12 protein-coding genes are annotated in these 15,747 nt (G+C 71.3%); 6 read left to right on the top strand and 6 right to left on the bottom strand.

The genetic code is table 11. The features are described from left to right. Positions 1–31: 31 nt before the first annotated feature. Positions 32–1,426 (bottom strand): glycoside hydrolase family 16 protein, encoded by a 1,395-nt coding sequence (locus CP983_RS07185; protein WP_150498983.1) that lies wholly within the window; start codon positions 1,424–1,426, stop codon positions 32–34. A gap of 200 nt (positions 1,427–1,626) precedes the next feature. Between CP983_RS07185 and CP983_RS07180 the strand changes: the two genes are divergently transcribed. Further along, positions 1,627–1,914, top strand: a complete 288-nt coding sequence (locus CP983_RS07180) for a DUF1905 domain-containing protein (protein ID WP_030956425.1) — start codon at positions 1,627–1,629, stop codon at positions 1,912–1,914. Here the strand turns inward: CP983_RS07180 and CP983_RS07175 are convergent. From CP983_RS07175 to CP983_RS07155, 5 genes are all read right to left on the bottom strand, one after another. Beyond that, entirely contained in the window at positions 1,886–3,997 is a 2,112-nt protein-coding gene (locus tag CP983_RS07175; protein ID WP_150498982.1) for an MMPL family transporter, read from the bottom strand. The two genes, CP983_RS07180 and CP983_RS07175, sit on opposite strands and share 29 nt — an antisense overlap. A 130-nt stretch (positions 3,998–4,127) precedes the next feature. After that, positions 4,128–4,796 carry a response regulator gene (locus CP983_RS07170; RefSeq protein WP_093747947.1) on the bottom strand — a complete coding sequence of 223 codons (669 nt, stop codon included), beginning with the start codon at positions 4,794–4,796 and terminating at the stop codon, positions 4,128–4,130. Beyond that, a complete protein-coding gene (locus tag CP983_RS07165) occupies positions 4,793–5,986 on the bottom strand; it encodes a sensor histidine kinase (RefSeq protein ID WP_150498981.1) in 1,194 nt (397 codons plus the stop codon). Before CP983_RS07165 ends, CP983_RS07170 begins: the two co-directional genes overlap by 4 nt. A 313-nt stretch (positions 5,987–6,299) precedes the next feature. Further along, positions 6,300–7,070: an IclR family transcriptional regulator gene (locus tag CP983_RS07160; RefSeq protein WP_150498980.1), complete on the bottom strand. Its 771-nt coding sequence runs from the start codon at positions 7,068–7,070 to the stop codon at positions 6,300–6,302. Between the two features lie 4 nt (positions 7,071–7,074). Then, positions 7,075–7,500: a MarR family winged helix-turn-helix transcriptional regulator gene (locus CP983_RS07155; RefSeq protein WP_150506449.1), complete on the bottom strand. Its 426-nt coding sequence runs from the start codon at positions 7,498–7,500 to the stop codon at positions 7,075–7,077. Positions 7,501–7,730: 230 nt separating this feature from the next. Between CP983_RS07155 and CP983_RS07150 the strand changes: the two genes are divergently transcribed. From CP983_RS07150 to fxsT, 5 genes are all read left to right on the top strand, one after another. Beyond that, positions 7,731–8,648 carry an SDR family oxidoreductase gene (locus CP983_RS07150; RefSeq protein ID WP_150498979.1) on the top strand — a complete coding sequence of 306 codons (918 nt, stop codon included), beginning with the start codon at positions 7,731–7,733 and terminating at the stop codon, positions 8,646–8,648. A gap of 11 nt (positions 8,649–8,659) precedes the next feature. After that, entirely contained in the window at positions 8,660–9,535 is an 876-nt protein-coding gene (locus CP983_RS07145) for an amidohydrolase family protein (protein WP_150498978.1), read from the top strand. Between the two features lie 10 nt (positions 9,536–9,545). Further along, on the top strand, positions 9,546–11,048 hold the full coding sequence (gene menE, locus CP983_RS07140) for an o-succinylbenzoate--CoA ligase (protein WP_150498977.1): 1,503 nt from the start codon (positions 9,546–9,548) through the stop codon (positions 11,046–11,048). 13 nt (positions 11,049–11,061) lie between these two features. Next, positions 11,062–11,517, top strand: coding sequence for a MaoC family dehydratase (locus CP983_RS07135; protein WP_150498976.1), 456 nt, complete (start codon positions 11,062–11,064; stop codon positions 11,515–11,517). Positions 11,518–11,673: 156 nt separating this feature from the next. Further along, the gene (gene fxsT, locus CP983_RS07130) at positions 11,674–15,747 is read left to right on the top strand and encodes an FxSxx-COOH system tetratricopeptide repeat protein (RefSeq protein WP_150498975.1); all 4,074 of its coding nucleotides are present in this window, start codon (positions 11,674–11,676) and stop codon (positions 15,745–15,747) included.

Raw genomic sequence — 15,747 nt, 5'->3', positions numbered from 1 at the left:
CGCCCCGTCGCGGCCGACCGCTCGGATGCGCTCAGCGGCCGAAGTTGAACCAGTTCACGTTCACGAAGTCCGCCGGCTGGCCGCTGCTGAAGGTCAGATAGACGTCGTGCGTGCCGGTCACCCCGGTGATGTTCGCCGGCACCGTCCGCCACGACTGCCAGCCGCCCGTGCTGCCGACCGCGAAACTGCCGACGGGCGCGTTGCCGCGGCTGTCCAGGCGCACCTCGACCAGCCCGCTGACGCCGCTCGCCGCACCGCTCGCCACCCGGCCGACGAACTGGTTCGCCGCCGGGGAACCGAAGTTGACACCCCGGTACAGCGCCCAGTCGCCGTTCGCGAGGGAGGCGATGTTCTGCCCGCCGCCCGAGTCGGAGGTGGACTCGGTGCCCACGCCGCCCTGGCTGTCGTAGGACTCGGCCTGGATGGCGCTGTAGGCGTCACGGTTTCCCGTCGGCGGAGGCGTGGTGCCGCTCCCGCTGGACAGCACCTGGACGTAGTCGACGACCATTGAGTGGCCCGGCTGCGTGCCGCCGTCCGGGCCGCCGCCGAAGGCGTCCGGGAAGCCGCCGCCCATCGCGACGTTGAGGATGACGAAGAAGCCGTGGTTCGTCGCGTTCGCCCACGTCGTCGCGTCGACCTGGTTGGCCCGTACGGTGTGGAAGTTGACGCCGTCGAGATAGAAGCGGATCTCCTCGACGCTCGTCGAGCGGTCCCACTCCATCCGGTAGGTGTGGAAGCCGGCCTGGCAGGTCGTGCCGGAGCAGGTGGTGTTGCCGCCGATGCCGCTGGTCTCGTTGCAGGGGCCGCCGGGTGAGGTGCCGCAGTGCATGGTGGCGAACACCGTGTTCATGCCCTGGGTGTTCTCCATGATGTCCAGCTCGCCGACGGCGGGCCAGTTCCAGTAGTTGCCGCGGTAGGGCCCGCCCAACATCCAGAACGCCGGCCAGTAGCCCTTGGCCGCGGCTCCGGTCACGTTCGGCACCTGGATACGGGACTCCACGCGGAGCTTGCCGCCCGCCGGGGGCTGGAAGTCGGTGCGATTGGTCTCGATGCGCCCCGAGGTCCAGTTGCCGGACGCGTCCCGGCGGGGCGTGATGCGCAGATTGCCGTTGCCGTCGAGCGAGACGTTGTTCGTGCTGTTCGTCATCGTCTCGATCTCGCCGGTGCCCCAGTTGGCGGGGCCGCCGGGATAGCCCTTGCCGGTCGCGTACCGCCAGTCGGAGGTGTTCACGCCGGAGCCCGCGGCGCCCTGGAAGTCGTCCAGGAACACCTGCGTCCAGCCCGAAGGGGGCGTCGGCGCGGACGCGTCGGCCGACGGGGCGGTGACGGTGGTCGCGGCCGCCACCAGGCCGAGCGTGCCGAGTACGGCCAGCAGTGCGCGTCTTGGGGAGCGGGATCTGCGGTGTATGCCGGAGGGGTCACTCATGGGGGTGCTGCCTCTCGGGGTACGGAAGTGGGGGAGCGGGGTGCCTTCGAGAGCGCTAAGGAAATTGAGAGCGCTCTCAGAGTGCCGTCAATGTGCTCCCCGGTGCTCCGGTCGTCAAGAGATGAAGCAGATAAATCCCTTGCACCACAGGGAAGTTCACTCCGTGAAGGCGGACGGGTCCCGGAGTTAGTGTGAGGTCCATGGAACTTGCCTTCACCGGCTCGGTGATCGAATGGCGCGGACCGGCGCCGTACTACTTCGTCCGGGTCCCCGACGAGGAGTCCGCCGACATCCGCGACGTGGCCGCGATGGCCACCTACGGCTGGGGCGTGATCCCCGTCGAGGCCCGGGTCGGCGAGATCGCCTTCGAGACGTCCCTCTTTCCCAAGGACGGCGGCTACCTGCTGCCGCTGAAGAACGCGGTACGGGGGCCGCAGGGGCTCGGGGCCGGCGACGAGGTCACCGTGAAGATGACCGTGCGCCTGTAGGCACCGGCGCCGGGGCCTCCTCGTGCAGCCCGAACCGGTCGTGCGCCCGGCGCAGCGGCTTCGGCGCCCACCAGGCACGCCGGCCGAGCAGCGCCATCGTCGCCGGGACCAGCAGCATCCGTACGACCGTCGCGTCGATCAGCACCGCGAGGGTCAGGCCCAGGCCGATCTGCAGGATGGGTGCGAAGCCGCCGGTCATGAAGGCGCCGAACACCACCGCGAGGAGCAGTGCCGCGCAGGTGACCACGCGGCCCGAGCGGCGCAGACCGGTGACCACGGCCTCCCGGTCGTCCCCGGTGAGCTGCCGTGCCTCGCGCATCCGGGCCAGGATGAACAGTTCGTAGTCCATGGCCAGACCGAACGCGATCGCCACGATCAGCGGTGGCGCGGTCAGGCTCAGTGCGTCCAGACCCTCGCTGCCCAGCAGCCCCGCCAGATGCCCGTCCTGGAACACCCACACCACCACGCCGAGCGCGGCGCCCAGGCTGAGCAGGGTGGTCACGATGGTGCGCAACGGGATCAGCAGCGAGCCGGTGAAGGCGAAGAGCAGGGCGAAGATGCCGGCCAGGACGGTGACCGCTGCCCAGGGCGCCCGGTCCGAGAGCATCTCCCGGAAGTCCACCAGGCGGGCGGCCGGCCCGGTGACCTCGACCGGTTCGCCGCCGCGCACGTCCCGGATCCGCTCGACCAGCGCGGTGGCCTCCGGGCCGTCGACGCTGCCCGGTGGCCGGACGCGCAGGACCGTCGCCCCGCCCGGCAGTTCGTGGGACTCGGTCGCGGGAGACAGCGCCCGGATCCGGTCGGCGGTGGCCGCGTCCGCGCCCGGCTTCAGCACGACCGTGATCGGCGAGACGCCGGTGCCCGGCGGGAAGTGCTCGTCGACGGTGTCGTACAGCTGCCGTGCCTCGGTGCTCGCGGGCAGTTGCTCGGCGTCGCCGAGGTTGATCGTCATGCCGGTGACGGGCAGCGCCAGGACCAGCAGGACCGGTACGACGGTGGCCACCACGGCGATCCGGCGGCGGGCCGAGAAGCGGGCCAGGCGCGCGAACACGCGGCCCTCCTCGCCCTCCGGCCGGACCTTCGCCGGGGCGATCTTCCCGCCGAACCTCGCGAGCAGCGCCGGCAGCAGTGTGAGCGCGGCCAGCATGTCGACGACGACCACGGCGGCCACGGCCAGCCCCATGCTGCGCAGGAACACGCTCGGGAACACCAGCAGCCCGGTCAGGCTGACCGCGACGGTGAGCCCGGAGAACAGCACGGTCCGGCCGGCCGCCGCGACCGTACGCTCCACCGCCCGGGCCACGTCGTCGGTGTTCCGGCGCTCCTCGCGGAAGCGGACCACCATCAACAGGGCGTAGTCCACGGCGAGTCCGAGCCCCAGCATCGTGGTCACCTGGATCGCGTACACGGAGATGTCGGTGACCTCGCTGAACAGGAACAGGGCGAGGAACGCGCCCGCGATCCCGCTGACCGCGATCACCAGTGGCAGCGCCGCCGCGCGCAGCCCGCCGAACACCACGAGGAGCAGGGCGAGTACGACCGGCAGGGAGATCAACTCCGCGTTCCGTACGTCCTCCTGGGCCCGCTCACCGATCTGCGTGCCCAGCAACGGGCCGCCGCTGACGTGCACTTCGGGCGCGTCGATCTGCCGGATCCGCTCGGCGGCCGCGTCGACGGCGTCCTCCTCGGCGGTGTCGTCGAGGCCGCCTTCGAGGGTGACGGGGATGATCACCGCCCGCCCGTCCTCGGAGGTCAGGCCACGGGTGGCGTACGGGTCGGGCACGGCGGCCACCCCGTCGAGGGACCGCACGTCGGCGACGGCCCGCTCGACCTGCTCCCGCAGCGCGGGGTCGGCCACGGCGGTGCCCTCGACGACGCCGGTGATCGACTCCCCGGCGGGGTCGGCGCGGTCGAGGTACCGCGCGGCGGCCTCGGACTCGGTGCCCGGGATGTCGGCCACGTTGTCGGAGAGGCGGCCGAAGACGCCCGTCCCCAGGCCGAAGCCGAGCAGCAGGAAGAGCACCCACAGGGCGATGACGGTGAGCGGGCGGCGGGTAGCCGCCCGGGCGAGCGTGGTGAGCACGGTCCCTCCCGGCAGGACGGTCGGTTGCCATCGCCCTCAGACTCACGCCACGGGGGTGGTCACCGGATCGCCGGTGGGAGCGGTTTGCGGGGCTCCGTCGCACGGGGGAGGAGTGCCCGCAACTCCCTCGCTAGGGGGAGCCCGGGGTCACGAGCCCCGTCTCGTAGGCGCAGATCACCGCCTGCACCCGGTCCCTCAGAGCGAGCTTGCCCAGCACGTTGCTGACATGGGTCTTCACCGTGTGCTCGCTGACGAACAGGGTCGTGGCGATCTCGGAGTTGGACAGCCCGCGCGCCAGCAGCCGCAGGGTCTCCACCTCGCGCGCCGTCAGGACGTCCAGGCGCTGCGGGGTGGCCTCGGCGGCGGCCTCCTCGCGGCGGCGCCGCACGATGTCGGCGACCAGCCGCCGCGTCACCGTCGGCGCGAGCAGCGAGTCCCCGGCCGCGACGACCCGTACGGCGTGCACGAGGTCGTCGCGCCGCACGTCCTTCAGCAGGAAGCCGCTGGCGCCCGCGCACAACGCCTCGTACACGTACTCGTCCAGGTCGAACGTGGTCAGCATGACCACCTTGCAGCTGGACTGTCCGCACACCCGCCGGGCCGCCTCCAGGCCGTCCATGACCGGCATCCGGATGTCGAGGAGCAGCACGTCGGGCGTGTGCCGCTGCACCGCGGCGACCGCGTCGGCGCCGTCGCCGGCCTCCGCGACCACCTCGATGTCCGGCTGCGCCTCCAGGATCATGGAGAACCCGGCCCGCACCAGTTCCTGGTCGTCGGCGACCACCACCCGGATGCTCATCCCAGTGCCGCCTCCCGGTCGACGGCCGCGGGCAGCCGTACGACCACCCGGAAACCGCCCTCCGGTCCGCGCCCTGCCCGTGCGCTGCCCCCGCAGGCGGCGGCCCGCTCCCGGATGCCGATCAGGCCGTGGCCGCCGTGGCCGGAGCCCGGTCCCTGTCCGTCGTCGGTCACCGTCAGTGTCAACTCGTCCTCCGTCCAGTCGAGTTCGACGGTAGCGGAGGTGGCCCGCGCGTGTTTCACCGTGTTGGTCAGGGCCTCCTGGACCACGCGGAAGGCGGCGACCTCGGTGTCCGGGGGCAGCGGGCGGGGCGTGCCGGAGCCGCTCAGCTCCACCCGCAGCCCGGTGGACTCGCCGACCTGGCGGACCAGGCCGGGCAGCTCGGCAACGCCCGGCTGCGGCAGCCGCCACGCACCGCCGTCGCCCCGCGGCTCCTTGAGCACGCCGAGGATCCGGCGCAGCTGCGCCATCGAGTCCCGCCCGGCCCCCGCGATCGCGTCGAACGCGGCCTCGGCGCGCGCCGGATCGCTGCGCACCACCACCGGTCCGGCCTCGGCCTGCACCACCATCAGGCTCACCGCGTGCGCGAGGACGTCGTGCATGTCCCGGGCGATCCGGGACCGCTCCTGCGTAATGGCCCGCGCGGTGTCGGCGGCCCGCTCCCGCTCCAGTCGCCGGGCCCGGTCCTCCAACTCGGCCGTGTAGGCCCGCTGCACCCGGGCCAGCACGCCGAAGCCGTAGGCGCACACCACGCTCAGCAGGTGGAAGGCGTACTCGAAGGGCTGGGGCTCCTCCTTGTGCATCATCGTCAGCGAGACGCCGACGAGCCAGCCGACCAGCATCGCGCGCCGCTGCCACGGCCTGCCCAGGGCGGCCATCGTGTAGAGGACGACCATGCCGCCGTACATCACGTCCGGCGGCGGCGCGTGGTAGACGGCCTGCACGGGGGTGGCCACGGACACGGCGCACGCCGTCAGGAACGGCGCGCGGCGCCGCCACACCAGCGGCACGGCGGTCGCGGCGCCGATCAGCCAACCCTGCCAGGTCAGCCGGTCGTCGCCCTCGTCGGGGAAGATCCACTGCAACGAGACGGCGAACAGTACGAGCGCGGCGAGCGCCGAGTCGACGACGTACGGGTTGGCGGTGCGCAGGCGCTCGGCAGCGGGGGAGAACCAGGAACGAGCGGACACGGGCGGCTCCTCGGGGCAAGGGCACTTTCAGTATCGCGAGGTCACTCGGGGCTCGTCCTCACCGGTGAGAGGGATTTAGGCGGGGCGCCTGCCGTGGGGGTGTGCCGGGTCGGCGGGCGTCCGCGGGTTCGTCGTGGCTGGTCGCGCAGTTCCCCGCGCCCCTTTGCGGCGATGCCGAGCCGCATGTCGATACAGCCCCGCGCGTACGGTTGGGCAACGCCCTCAAGGGGCGCGGGGAACTGCGCGAACGGCCGCGACGGCGCCGCAGACGACGGACTCCGCCGCACGCTGCGCCGTCGTGGACTTCGGCCCCCTACGCCCCCTTCTCCGGCCGCCAGCCCAACCCCCGCGATATCCCCCGCGCCGCCAGCCGTACCGCCGGTGCCAGGACCGGGATCTGGGCGTCCGCCTGCGGGACAACGACCGACACGGCGGCGACGACCGCCCCGCCAGGGCCCCGCACCGGCGCCGCGACGGACAGCGCGTCGTCGGTGACCTGGCGGCTGCTCACCGCGACACCCGTGCGGCGCACCTCGGCCAGCATGCGGCGCAGCCCGGCCGGATCGGTGACGGTGTACGGCGTGAAGGCGGCGAGCGGACCGCCGCAGTAGCCCTCCTGGAAGTCCGCGTCGCTGTGCGCGAGCAGCGCGAGCCCGACGCCGGTGGCGTGCAGCGGCCAGCGCGCCCCGACGCGGATGTGCACCCCGACCGCGGACCGTCCCGAAAGCCACTCGATGTAGACGACCTCGGGCCCGTCCCGGACCGCCAACTGCACGTTCTCGTGCGTCGCCTCGTACAGGTCCTCCAGATACGGCAGCGCGACCTGCCGCAGCGCCAGCCCGCGCGGCGCGAGTGCCGCGAGCTCCCACAGCCGCAGCCCGACGTGGTAGAGCCCGGCGTCGTCCCGCTCCAGCGCGCCCCACTCGGTGAGCGCGGCCACCAGCCGGTGCGCGGTGCTCAGGCTCAGCCCGGCCCGCCGGCTGATGTCGGTCAGACTCAGCGCCGGATGCTCCAGGTCGAAGGCCCCGAGCACCGCCAGCAGTCGGTCGGGCGCGGACCGGGCATGGGCCGGCACGGACGCCACGCCGTCACCCGAGCCCGGACTCGGCGACTCTCTGCAGCAGCGCGTGCAACTGCTCGCGCTCGCCGTCGTCCAGCGGCCCGACCAGCTCGTCGGTGACGCGCTGCCCGGCCTCGTCGGTGTCCCGGAGGAACGCCCGGCCGCCCTCGGTCAGGGCGATGATCCGGCTGCGCCGGTCGTCGGGGGAGGGGCGCCGCTCGGCGAAGCCCAGCTTCTCCAGGTCGTCGACCAGGCCGACGATCGCGCTCGGGTCGTAGCCGAGCGACGCGCTCAGTTCGCGCTGGAGGGCGCCCGGGGTGGTGGCGAGGAAGCGCAGCACCGCGTAGTGGCGCAGCCGCAGGCCCGACTCCTGGAGGAAGGAGTTGAACAGCTGACCGGAGCGCAGGCCGAGGCGGTACAGCAGATAGCCCGTGTCCGCGTGCAGTCCGCGCATCCACGGCTCGTCGGCGTCGATCGGTGCGGGGTTCGTGGTCTGCCGGCTGGCGATGGCGGGCTCCCTGGTCGAGGCCCCGGGCGGGGCGTGCGGACGTACGCACCCAGCATGACGCAAGGGCGAGTCCGCAACAACTATTGACGTCAACAACTATTGTTCTTACCTTCGATCTCGCAGCCGCACCTCTCCGCGACTCGCAGCCGCCGCACGCTCCTCGAAGGGACCCGCCCGTGCCCAGCATCGATCTCACCGGCAAGGCCGCCGTCGTCACCGGCAGCGGCCGGGGCCTCGGCCTCGCCTACGCCCACGCCCTGGCCGCCCACGGCGCCTCCGTGGTCGTCAACGACGTCGACGACGCCGTGGCCGAGGCGGCCGTGAAGTCCATCCGCGAGTCCGGCGGCACGGCCGTCGCCGAGGTCGTCCCGGTCGGCACGACCGAGGCAGCGGACCGCCTGGTCGGCCGCGCGGTCGAGGAGTTCGGGCGGCTGGACGTCCTGGTCACCAACGCGGGCATCCTGCGCGACAAGGTCCTGTGGAAGATGACCGACGACGATTTCGACGCCGTGATCACCACGCATCTCAAGGGCACCTTCACCTGCGCCCGCGCCGCCGCCGTCCGCATGCGCGAGCAGGGCGAGGGCGGCACCCTGATCCTGGTCGGCTCCCCGGCCGGCCAGCGCGGCAACTTCGGGCAGACGAACTACGCCGCCGCCAAGGCCGGCATCGCCGCCTTCGCCCGCACCTGGTCGATGGAACTGGGCCGCGCGGACATCACCGTCAACGCGATCGTGCCGGTCGCCGCGACCGCGATGACCGAGACCATCCCCGGCTTCGCCCCGTACGTCGAGGCGATGCGCGGCGGCGCGCCGCTCCCGGACTTCCTGCGCAAGGGCGAGGGCTTCGGCACCCCCGAGGACTGCGCCGCCCTCGTCCCCTTCCTCGCCTCCGAGGCGGCCCGCGGAATCACCGGCCAGGCCATCGGCATCGGCGGGGACAAGGTGGCACTCTGGTCGCATCCGCAGGAGATCTCGGCGGCGTACGCGGACGGCGGCTGGACCCCCGACACCCTCGCCGCCGTCTGGCGCACCTCGGTCGGCGCCGAGCTCCAGTCGGTCGGCATCCCGGCGCCCGAGTTCCCGGAGGCGTGATGGACCCCTCCATGAATCCCGACGAACTGGTCGCGATCGACGTCCACACCCACGCGGAGGCCTCCTCCAAGGGCCACTCCTCGCTGGACGACGACCTCCACGACGCCTCCTCCGCCTACTTCAAGGTCGAGGGCAAGCGGAAACCGACCCTCCAGGAGACCGCCGCGTACTACCGCGAGCGGAACATGGCCGCCGTGATCTTCACGGTCGACGCCGAGTCCGCCACGGGCACGGCCCCGGTCCCCAACGAGGAGGTCGCCGAGGCGGCCGCCGCCAACGCCGACGTGCTGATCCCCTTCGCGTCCATCGACCCGTTCCGGGGGAAGGCGGGCGTGAAGCAGGCCCGCCGCCTGGTCGAGGAGTACGGCGTGCGGGGCTTCAAGTTCCACCCCAGCATCCAGGGCTTCTTCCCCGACGACCGCTCGGTGGCGTACGGCCTCTACGAGGTGATCGAGGAGACGGACACCATCGCCCTGTTCCACACGGGCCAGACCGGCATCGGCGCCGGCGTGCCGGGAGGCGGCGGTATCCGCCTCAAGTACTCCAACCCGCTGCACGTGGACGACGTGGCGGCCGACTTCCCGCACCTGAAGATCATCCTGGCGCACCCGTCCTTCCCCTGGCAGGACGAGGCCCTCGCGGTGGCCACCCACAAGCCCGGCGTGCACATCGACCTGTCCGGCTGGTCACCGAAGTACTTCCCGCCCCAACTGGTGCAGTACGCCAACACATTGCTGAAGGACAAGGTCCTCTTCGGCTCGGACTTCCCAGTCCTGACCCCCGACCGCTGGCTCGCCGACTTCGCCGAGCTGCCGATCAAGGACGAGGTCAGGCCGAGGATCCTCAAGGAGAACGCCGCCCGGCTGCTCGGGCTGACGAAACCGTAAGGGGCGTGACATGCGCAACGAGGGACTGGGGTCGTGGCCCGCACGCCGGGCCCGCAAGACACCCCACCGCACCGCCCTGATCCACGGCGGGACACCGACGTCGTACGCCGCCCTGCACGAGCGCACCACCCGACTGGCCCACGCCCTGCGCGAACGCGGTGTCCGCCGCGGCGACCGCGTCGCGTACCTGGGCCCGAACCACCCGTCCTACCTGGAGACCCTCTTCGCCGCCGGCACGCTGGGCGCGGTCTTCGTCCCCCTCAACACCCGCCTGGCCGGCCCCGAGATCGCCTACCAACTGGCCGACTCCGGAGCCAAGGCCCTGCTCCATGCCCCGTCGCACGCCGGACTGGTCGCGGGCCTCCCGGGCCACACCGACGTCCGTACCTACCTGGAAACGGGCCCGGACTACGAGGAGATCCTCGCCTCGTCCACCGACGAGCCGATCGACGCCCCCGTCACCCCCGACGACACCTGCATCATCATGTACACCTCGGGGACGACCGGCCGCCCCAAGGGCGCCATGCTCACCCACGGCAACATCACCTGGAACGCACTCAACGTCCTCGTCGACACCGACCTGATCGCCGACGAACGCGCCCTGGTCTCGGCCCCGTTGTTCCACACGGCGGGCCTGAACATGCTGACCCTCCCCGTCCTCCTCAAGGGCGGCACCTGCGTCCTCGTCCAGGCATTCGACCCGGACGCCACCTTCGACCTGATCGCCCGGCACCGCATCACCTTCATGTTCGGCGTCCCGACGATGTTCGACCAGCTGTCCCGCCACCCCCGCTGGCCGGCCGCGGACCTGTCGTCCCTGCGCATCCTGACCTGCGGCGGTTCCCCGGTCCCGACACCGCTCATCGCCGCCTACCAGGAACGCGGCCTGACCTTCCTCCAGGGCTACGGCATGACGGAGGCCGCACCCGGGACCCTGTTCCTGGACGCCGAACACGCGATCACCAAGGCGGGTTCGGCGGGCGTACCGCACTTCTTCAGCGACGTACGGGTGGTACGGCCGGACCTGACTCCCGTCGACACCGACGAACCCGGCGAGATCGTGGTCCGCGGCCCGCACGTCATGCCCGGCTACTGGGGCCTGCCCGAGGAGACCGCCGCGACTTTCGCCGACGGCTGGTTCCGCAGCGGGGACGCGGCGCGCGTCGACGAGGACGGCTATGTCTTCGTGGTCGACCGCATCAAGGACATGATCATCTCGGGCGGCGAGAACATCTACCCCGCCGAGATCGAGGACATCCTGCTCACCCACCCCGACATCGTCGAATGCGCCGTCATCGGCGTACCGGACGACAAGTGGGGCGAGGTCCCCCGCGCGGTGGTCGTCCCGCGCGAGGGCGCGGCCCTGGACCCCGACGAGGTACTCGCCTCACTGTCCGGCCGCCTGGCGAAGTACAAGATCCCCAAGTCGCTCGTCCTCGCGGACGAACTCCCGCGCACCGCCTCCGGAAAACTCCTCAAGTCCCGAGTCCGTACGCGCTACGGCAACCAGTAAGGAACGCACCCGCATGACCATCACCGTCAACGGCCTCGAAGAACTGAAGAAGCTCTCCGGCACCGACCTCGGCACGAGCGACTGGATCGAGATCACCCAGTCCCGCATCAACACGTTCGCCGACGCGACGGACGACCACCAGTGGATCCACGTGGACCCGGACCGCGCCACCGAGGGCCCCTTCGGCACCCCCATCGCCCACGGCTACCTGACCCTGTCGCTCTTCATCCCTTTGTTCACAGGGCTGTTGGACGTCCAGGGGGTGACCACGAAGGTCAACTACGGCCTGAACAAGGTGCGTTTCCCGTCCCCGGTGAAGGTCGGGTCGCGGATACGGCTGGTCGGTCGACTTGCAGAGGTCGAGGAGGTGCCGGGTGGGGTGCAGGTCGCCGTGGACGGGACGATAGAGATCGAGGGCGCACAGAAGCCGGCGGCCGTCTTGCAGAGTCTGTCGCGGTTCTACGCCTGAACGCTCGCCAGGCCGTCAACTGAACCCCGGCATCCCGGCGTCCACCGGAAACAACCCGCCTTGTTCCAACAACCGTCGCGCAATGCCGTGCGGTGCCTACACTGAGTGTCCACCGCTCGGTTGGGGAACGGGGCGGGGCGGGATCGGGGGATCGCGATGGGCAGCCGTGACGAACAGAACGGCCGGGCAGGCCGCATCGTCACGTTCTACTCGTACAAGGGCGGCACCGGCCGGACCATGGCCCTCGCCAACGTGGCCTGGATCCTGGCCGCCAACGGCAAGCGTGTCCTCGCCGTGGACTGGGACCTCGAGGCGCCGGGCCTGCACCGCTTCTTCCACCCGTTTCTGGATCCCGCGACGATCGGTGCCACCACCGGCGTCATCGACATGCTCAAGGAGTACGCCTGGGCGGCCACGGGCGAGGGGGACGCCGGTGACGCCGGGGAGCGGCCGGCGGACTGGCATCTGCACTACGCCCGTATCCAGCGCCACGCGGTCTCCCTGGACTGGTCGTTCCCGGAGCCCGGCACCCTCGACCTGGTCTCCGCGGGCCGTCAGGACCGCGACTACTCGGCACTGGTCGGCACCTTCGACTGGGACCACTTCTACGACGAGCTGGGTGGCGGACTCTTCTTCGACGCCTTACGCGAGGACATGCGTCAGAACTACGACTACGTCCTCATCGACAGCCGGACCGGTCTGTCCGACATAGCCGACGTCTGCACCGCCCATCTTCCCGACGTCCTGGTCGACTGCTTCACCCTGAGCGGGCAGAGCATAGACGGCGCCTCAGCCGTCGCCCACGACATCCGTGACCGGTTCCGGCGCCGCCGTATCCGCATCCTGCCCGTCCCCATGCGCATCGACGAGGGCGAGAAGGAGAAGGCGGACGCCGGGCGGGCGCTGGCCCGCGCCAAGTTCGACGGGTTCCCCTCAGGTATGAGCGAGGACGAACTCACCGGCTACTGGGGGTCCGTGGAAGTGCCCTACCGGCCGTACTACGCCTACGAGGAGACGCTGGCCACGTTCGGCGACGAGGCCGGCAACGCGACATCCCTGCTCGCCGCCTTCGAGCGGCTCACCGGCGTGATCAGCGACCAGGCCGTCATCGGCCTGCCCCGCATGCCCGAGGAGATGCGGGAGAGCGTCACGGCGAAGTTCACCCGCCCCCGGCTCGCGCTCCCGGCCGACCTGCACCTCAGCTATGTGTCCGAGGACCGCATGTGGGCCGACTGGATCACCTTCCTGCTGTCCCGGGCCGGGTTCAAGGTGTCGCGCAAGTACGTGGGTTGTGAGGGGGACGGCGCCGAGAAGCCCGCCGACCGGACCGTCTTCGTCCTCTCCCCGGCCTTCCAGCGCTCGGCGCGGGCCCGTCAGGTGTGGGACGCGGCCACCGGCGGTGACCTCTCGGGGCGGCGCCAGGTGGTCGCCGTCCGGGTCGGTGACCTGCGCCCGGCGCCCACGTTCGCCGAGCGGCCCTCGGTCGACCTGGTGCGCACCAGCGAGAAGAGCGCCGCCTCCGCCCTGCTGCGGGCCCTGGGCAAGCCGCCGCTGCCCGCCGATCTGACCGACGAGGCGGCGCTCAGGGACGCCCGCTTCCCGGACACGGTGCCCAAGTTCTGGAACGTCTCGCCGCGCAACTCCTCCTTCACCGGCCGCAGCGCGCTGCTGGAGACACTCCGCGACGGACTCGGCAGCAGCAACTCGGGCGGCTCCACTGCTCCGTGCGCCCTTTACGGCCTGGGCGGCGTCGGCAAGACGCAGATCGCGCTGGAGTACGTGCACCGGTTCGCCGCCGACTACGACCTGGTGTGGTGGATACCCTCCGAGCAGAGCGAGCTCGTGGTCTCCTCCCTCACCGACCTCGCGCGCAGGCTGGGGCTGCGGGTCGGCGACGACGCCGCCCAGGCCGCGCAGGAGGTCCGCGACCATCTGCGCCAGTCGTCCTCGACGCTGCGCTGGCTGCTGGTGTTCGACAACGCCGACGAGCCCGAGGAGGTGAGCAAGCACTTCCCCGGCGGCGCCGGCCATGTGCTGGTCACTTCCCGCAACCAGACCTGGCTGCAGTTCGGCGAGGCCCTGGAGATCGACCCGTTCCTGCGCGAGGAGAGCATCGAGCACCTGCTGCGGCGGGCCGCCGGCCTCACCACGGAGGACGCCGACCGGGTCGCCTCAGCCGTCGGTGACCTGCCACTCGCCCTCGACCAGGCCGGAGCCTGGCTCGCCGAGACGGGCACGCCCGTCGACACCTACCTCGTCGAGTTGGAGCAGCAGGCCGAGCGGGTCCTGTCGCTCAGCCAGCCCGCGAACTACCCCGAGCCGGTCGGTGCCACCTGGAACGTCTCCATCGAGCGACTCAAGGAACGCTCACCGGCCGCCGTACGCCTGCTCCAGCTGTGCGCCTTCTTCGCCGCCGAGCCGATCTCGATGAAGCTGCTCTACGGCGACGAGATGACGAGCGTCCTGGCCGAGAAGGACCCCTCGCTCCAGGAGAAGATGGTGCTCGGCCGGGTGATCCGAGAGATCGGCCGGTTCGCGCTCGCCAAGGTGGACCGGGCAACCGAGTCGATCCAGGTGCACCGGCTGGTGCAGGCCGTGATCCGCTCCCAGCTCACGCCCCGGGAGCAGGAGGACGCCCAGCATGTCGTGCACCGCATCCTGGCCGGCGCCCGGCCGTCGGGCGAGGAGCCCATCGACGACGTGGAGAACCAGCCCACCTTCGCCGCGATCTGGCCGCACCTGGAAGCCTCCGAGGCCAGCACCTGCGACGAGCCCAAGACCCGGCAACTGCTCATAGACCGTGTCCGCTACCTGTGGAAGCGCGGCGACCTGAACGCCGCGCTCGCCTTCGCCGCGGGACTGCGCAAGCTGTGGGACCGCCAACTGACCGACAGCCAGGCCCGGATCGCCGAACTCGGAAAGCGGGAGCGGGCCGGGCAGACACCGACGCCCGCGCCCACCGGCACGGTCGACCCGCGGGCTCCGCGCACGCTCGCCGAGGAGGAGCGGTACGCCACGGAACTCCAGACCCAGTTGCTGCACCTGAGGTTCCACACGGCCAACGTGCTGCGCTCCCTGGGCAAGTACGTGGAGGCGGAGGAACTGGGCTCCGCCACCCTCACCCAGCAGCGCGCCCTGCTGACGACCGGCCATCCGCACATCCTGATGACGGCCAGCGGCTTGGCCACCGACCTGGGCAGCATCGGCCGGTTCGAGGACGCCCTGGAGCTGGCCACCGAGGCGTACAACGGCTTCAAGGAGAACTTCGGGGAGGACCACCCGCGCACCCTCGCCGCCAACAACAACCGCGCCGTGTGCCTCAGACTCCTCGGCCGGTACACCGAGGCCCTGAACGTCGACCAGGAGATCTACGACCTGCGGCGCAACGACCTCGGCGCCGGGCACCCGCACACCCTGATCAGCATCACCAACCTTGGGCGCGACCTGCGTGAGACGGGTCAGTACGAGCCGTCCATCTCGATGCTGAGCAGCAGTTACGAGGCCTACAAGCAGTTGTTCGGCGACATGTATCCGGAGACGCTGCGGAACGCCAAGAGCCTCGCCGTGTCGCTGCGCAAGGCAGGGCGCGTGGACGAGGCGCGGGCACTCACCCACCAGACCCGGGAGCACTACCGGGTGCGCGATACGCCCGCGTCCACCCCCGACGTGCTGGACTGCAACCTGAACTACGCCACCGACCTGTACGCCACCGGGGCGCGCGAGGAGGCTCTTTCGCTGACGCGGGAGATCGTGCGGCAGTACCGCACGGCACCCGGCGAGCGGCATCCCGCGACGCTCGCCGCCGTCAACAACCTCGGGATCTTCCTGCGTGGTTCCGGCGAGGTGAGCAGGGCACGGGCGTTGCTGGAGAAGAACTTCGACACCCTGCGCGACGCGCTCGGTGACCGTCACCCCTACACGCTCGCCTGCGCGGTCAACCTCGCCAACGTGCTGGCGGAGCTGAACGAACTGCGCCAGGCGGAGGAGCTGGAGCGCCTTGCCGTCGCCGGCTTCCAGCCGACCCTCGGCCACGAGCACCCGGACACCATCGTCTCGCGCGCCAACCTGGGCGTGACCCTGCGGTCACTGGGCCGTATCCCCGAGGCCGACCAGCTCCAGGAGAGCAGCCACGCCGAGTTCGCCCGGATGCTCGGGGAGAATCATCCGCACACGGTGAGCGTCCGCGAGGGCAAACGCATCCACCGGGACCTGGAGCCGCCGGCCGTGTGA

The sequence above is a fragment of the Streptomyces chartreusis genome (assembly GCF_008704715.1).
Classification (GTDB): Bacteria; Actinomycetota; Actinomycetes; order Streptomycetales; family Streptomycetaceae; genus Streptomyces; species Streptomyces chartreusis.
The sequence above is the reverse complement of the archived record's forward strand: the minus strand, read 5'-3'. Positions and strand labels throughout refer to the sequence as shown.